The organism is Asticcacaulis sp., assembly GCF_027484505.1.
In the GTDB taxonomy this organism is placed as follows: domain Bacteria; phylum Pseudomonadota; class Alphaproteobacteria; order Caulobacterales; family Caulobacteraceae; genus Asticcacaulis.
The window spans coordinates 1-3,120 of sequence record NZ_JAIXSV010000112.1 but is presented as its reverse complement, the minus strand read 5'-3'; the positions used below and the strand labels follow the sequence as shown (position 1 = coordinate 3,120).

Here is a 3,120-nt window from a genome sequence, read left to right as displayed (position 1 = left end):
GCCGTCTTGCGGCTGTGGCAGGCTTGGCAGCTGCTGCGCAGGTTGGCCCATGCGAACGGGTCGCCACCGGCTGCCACTGCCCGTTCATGGTCGACCTGGGTCGCAGGCCGCGCCCTGCCCGGCGGGCAGTACTGGCAAAGGGGATCAGACCGCAGCTTGTCCCGCCGCACCTTCTGCCACTGCGTCGTGTTGTAGGGCCACTTCGCCATGTCACGCCCCCCGCAGTTCGGCAGACAGGCGGGTCACCTCGTCCCGGTTGCCAGCAGTGAAAGCCTTCACCAGGGCGGACACCATCGCCACTTGCTCGGGCTTGCGTTCCGCCGGCTGGGTGACGGGTTGGGGGCGCGGCTGGGGACGCGACAGCATCAGGCACCGTTCCCGCTCCGCCTCCAGCGCCCGCAGATTGCCCCGCAGGAAGGCGGACAGGTGCTTGTAGTCCAGGAAGTATTCCACCGTCTCGGCGGCCTCCCGCAACGTGGCCTGGGTGAACAGGACGGGCGGGAAGTTGAGCAAGCCAGCGATGGCCTGGATCTGCACCTTGGCGTCATCGAGGGGCTTGTTGCTTGCCCGAACGATGGCCAGCTGCGTCAGCCAGACGCGAACGACGCGGTGGGGCGCTTCCTGCTGCAACGCTTCGTCCAGCAGATCGGCCCGCCGCTTCGCCTCACGCTGCGTCGTCGGGTACACGATGGCAGGTGCCTTCCACGGTGCTTCCACCATGCGGGTCCCACTGCCCGTATCCACCGGAACCGTGTCGGTCATCAGGGCCCAGCGCAAGTTCCTGCTCAAGGTCGGCAGCGAGGGCGGCAGCGCCACCGCGCCGGGTTCCTTGGCGGGGATAGTGGCGATGTTGTTCATGGTTCACCTCGGGCAGTTCGTCGGTCCAGCGTTCCTGGTTCAGCCAAGTGGCGGGGTGGCAGGCGTGGGGCGCTCCCGGTTGTTTCAGGAAGCGTTCGTACCGCTGGACGGCTTGAAGCAAATCACCGAAGGGCGCCTTTGGCCGTGCTGCCTGGAAAGCCTTCCTGGCTGCCCCCTTGCCCACCTTGTGGGGGTAGGCACTCCACCACGCCTCAAAGTCGGGATCATCGCCTCGCACGCGCTCACGCGCGTTTACCCCCCGAAGGGGGGGTTCTTTATTCTGATATCTGTTATCTGTCGCGCGCAGAGGCGGTGACGTCACATCACCGTCACGTGACGTCACATCGTCGTTTCGTGACGTTTCATCACCGTTTCGTGACGGCTGGGTGACGTTGCCGTCACGTTGCTTCTTCCGTTCCCGATAAACACGGGTCCGTTCAGCACTGGTGTCCGATTCGTACTGTTCCTGATCCCAGTTCAGCAGCTTGTCACCGTTCAGGATGACACCCTGCATCGCTTCCCGAATGGCGGTCAGGTCCGCCGGTTTCAGGTCCAGGATGGCGGCGGCACGCTTGTCCATCCAGCCGGCCAGCGTGCCGCGTGGGGTGGCTTCCGAAGCGTGGCACAGCATGGCGGTCCAGGCGGCCAGCACAGCATGCACGGGCAAGCCGGTCTCAGCGGCGATCATGCGCCAATTCGGATCGTTGGCCGTGGCGTTGTAGAGGCGAACCCACTTCATGCCCCGCCCTCCAGCTGCCGGGCGATGGCGCACAGCCGGGCGGCGATGCTGTCCTTTGCCAGGGCGATGGTTTCGGGATCGGTGCGGAAGCCGCACCCGATGCGGCGCACGTCGCGGGACAGGTCCAGCAACTGCCCCGCCAGATGGTGGCGGTTCGGGGTGGGGTCAGTGACGGCGCTACGCATGTCCACCACCCATGCGAGTGGCGGGGATGGTCAGAAAAGCGTTAGCCCGAAGGCGGAAAAGATGAATGAAATCAAAGGGGCGTTTCTGGCGGTTAGCCATGACAACGGCTTGACAGCCCTTGCCCCTTGCACTCTCATCCCCTCCGCCATTTTCCCAAAGAAAATGTGCTTCACCGACCGGACAGGCGACTTGGCTTTTGCTATGACCGAATGCCACTATGGCGTGTCCGGGGCATAGATTGCCCCTGGCCTTCATGGCGCGGGTGATATGGTGTTCGGGGTTTTCCTTCATCGGTCCGATTCTATTTATGACGATAGCCCGGCGGAGCAATATCAGTTTCCCCGGCAATATCTGGGCAGGGTTGAGCCCTGTATCGGTGACTGGATCGTTTATCTGGAGCCGTCCAAGGTTCGGGAATCACGTGGCTATTTCGCGATTGCCCGCGTGCAGCAGGTGATTGCCGATCCCAAGGCTCCCGGCATGCATCTGGCGCTCATTGAGCCCGGTTCCTATCTGGAGTTTGCCAATCCCGTGCCGTTTCGGGATCGGGCGGGCCCTGTGGAGCGCGGGTTGCTGAATGCGGAGGGCAAGCTTTCAGGCCGTGCGCAATCCGCCGTTCGCTCCATCTCTTCCCTTGATTTTAACCGTATTCTGGAGCTTGGCCTGGAAGAGCGGGAAACCATCATTCCGCGCCAGGGTGACAGCGTCCCTTTGCCTGGTTTTGCCGAAGGTCAGGCACCTTTCATCTTTGAACAACCGCGCGAGCGGGTGGCGTCATTGACCACCCGAACTGTCCGTGACCGCGTCTTCCGGCGCGTCGTGCTGCGCGCCTATGGCGAACGCTGTGCGGTCACGGGCATGAAACTGATCAATGGAGGTGGCCGGGCCGAGGTTGAGGCTGCCCATATCCGGCCGGTGGAACAGGATGGGCCCGACATTGTCAATAACGGCATCGCCCTGTCCGGAACGGCGCATTGGATGTTCGACCGGGGGCTGATCACCCTTGAGGATGATCTGGAAATCCGTATCTCCCGTCATGTGAACGATCGGGAAAGTATCGAGAATTTCATAAACCGCACCCGGCGGGCCATGCCGCCCCCGCGGTTGGGCGACAGACCGCATCCGGCGTTCCTGCAATGGCATCGCGACAATCTGTTCAAGGTCTGAGGCTCCATTTCCCGGCTCCCCCCGGTCTTCCGTGCTCTCAGGGCAGGGCGGGGTGCGGGCGCATCATTCTTTGGCGGAAAATTCATATATTCCGACAGGCGCGAATCCCGGTTAGACTTTATACCAACGCCCATGAATGATCGCCCGATGCCAACGGGCGCCACCAGTCG

Annotated in this window: 6 protein-coding genes; 2 read left to right on the top strand and 4 right to left on the bottom strand. The window is 62.9% G+C overall.

Annotated features, from left to right (window positions below; genetic code table 11):
- The 4 genes from Q0072_RS06910 to Q0072_RS06895 form a co-directional block, all read right to left on the bottom strand.
- The coding region (locus tag Q0072_RS06910) for an HNH endonuclease signature motif containing protein (RefSeq protein WP_298327599.1) at positions 1-209 on the bottom strand (209 nt) is incomplete at its 3' end.
- Between the two features lies 1 nt (position 210).
- Positions 211-720: a hypothetical protein gene (locus Q0072_RS06905; protein ID WP_298327596.1), complete on the bottom strand. Its 510-nt coding sequence runs from the start codon at positions 718-720 to the stop codon at positions 211-213.
- Entirely contained in the window at positions 665-1,597 is a 933-nt protein-coding gene (locus Q0072_RS06900) for a hypothetical protein (protein ID WP_298327593.1), read from the bottom strand. The genes Q0072_RS06905 and Q0072_RS06900 overlap by 56 nt, the downstream gene beginning before the upstream one ends.
- Entirely contained in the window at positions 1,594-1,782 is a 189-nt protein-coding gene (locus Q0072_RS06895; protein ID WP_298327590.1) for a hypothetical protein, read from the bottom strand. The genes Q0072_RS06900 and Q0072_RS06895 overlap by 4 nt, the downstream gene beginning before the upstream one ends.
- Here Q0072_RS06895 and Q0072_RS06890 point away from each other — a divergent pair.
- A complete protein-coding gene (locus Q0072_RS06890; protein ID WP_298327587.1) occupies positions 1,781-2,020 on the top strand; it encodes a hypothetical protein in 240 nt (79 codons plus the stop codon). The two genes, Q0072_RS06895 and Q0072_RS06890, sit on opposite strands and share 2 nt — an antisense overlap.
- 30 nt (positions 2,021-2,050) lie before the next feature.
- Complete coding sequence (locus Q0072_RS06885) at positions 2,051-2,950, top strand: HNH endonuclease (RefSeq protein WP_298327584.1); 900 nt, start codon at positions 2,051-2,053, stop codon at positions 2,948-2,950.
- The last annotated feature ends 170 nt before the right edge of the window (positions 2,951-3,120 follow it).

Excerpts from the sequence above, each read along its gene's own strand:
- Q0072_RS06905 (WP_298327596.1), bottom strand. The coding sequence starts at position 720 with ATGGTGGAAGCACCGTGGAAGGCACCTGCCATCGTGTACCCGACGACG.
- Q0072_RS06900 (WP_298327593.1), bottom strand. The coding sequence starts at position 1,597 with ATGAAGTGGGTTCGCCTCTACAACGCCACGGCCAACGATCCGAATTGG.
- Q0072_RS06890 (WP_298327587.1), top strand. The coding sequence starts at position 1,781 with ATGTCCACCACCCATGCGAGTGGCGGGGATGGTCAGAAAAGCGTTAGC.
- Q0072_RS06895 (WP_298327590.1), bottom strand. The coding sequence starts at position 1,782 with ATGCGTAGCGCCGTCACTGACCCCACCCCGAACCGCCACCATCTGGCG.
- Q0072_RS06885 (WP_298327584.1), top strand. The coding sequence starts at position 2,051 with ATGGTGTTCGGGGTTTTCCTTCATCGGTCCGATTCTATTTATGACGAT.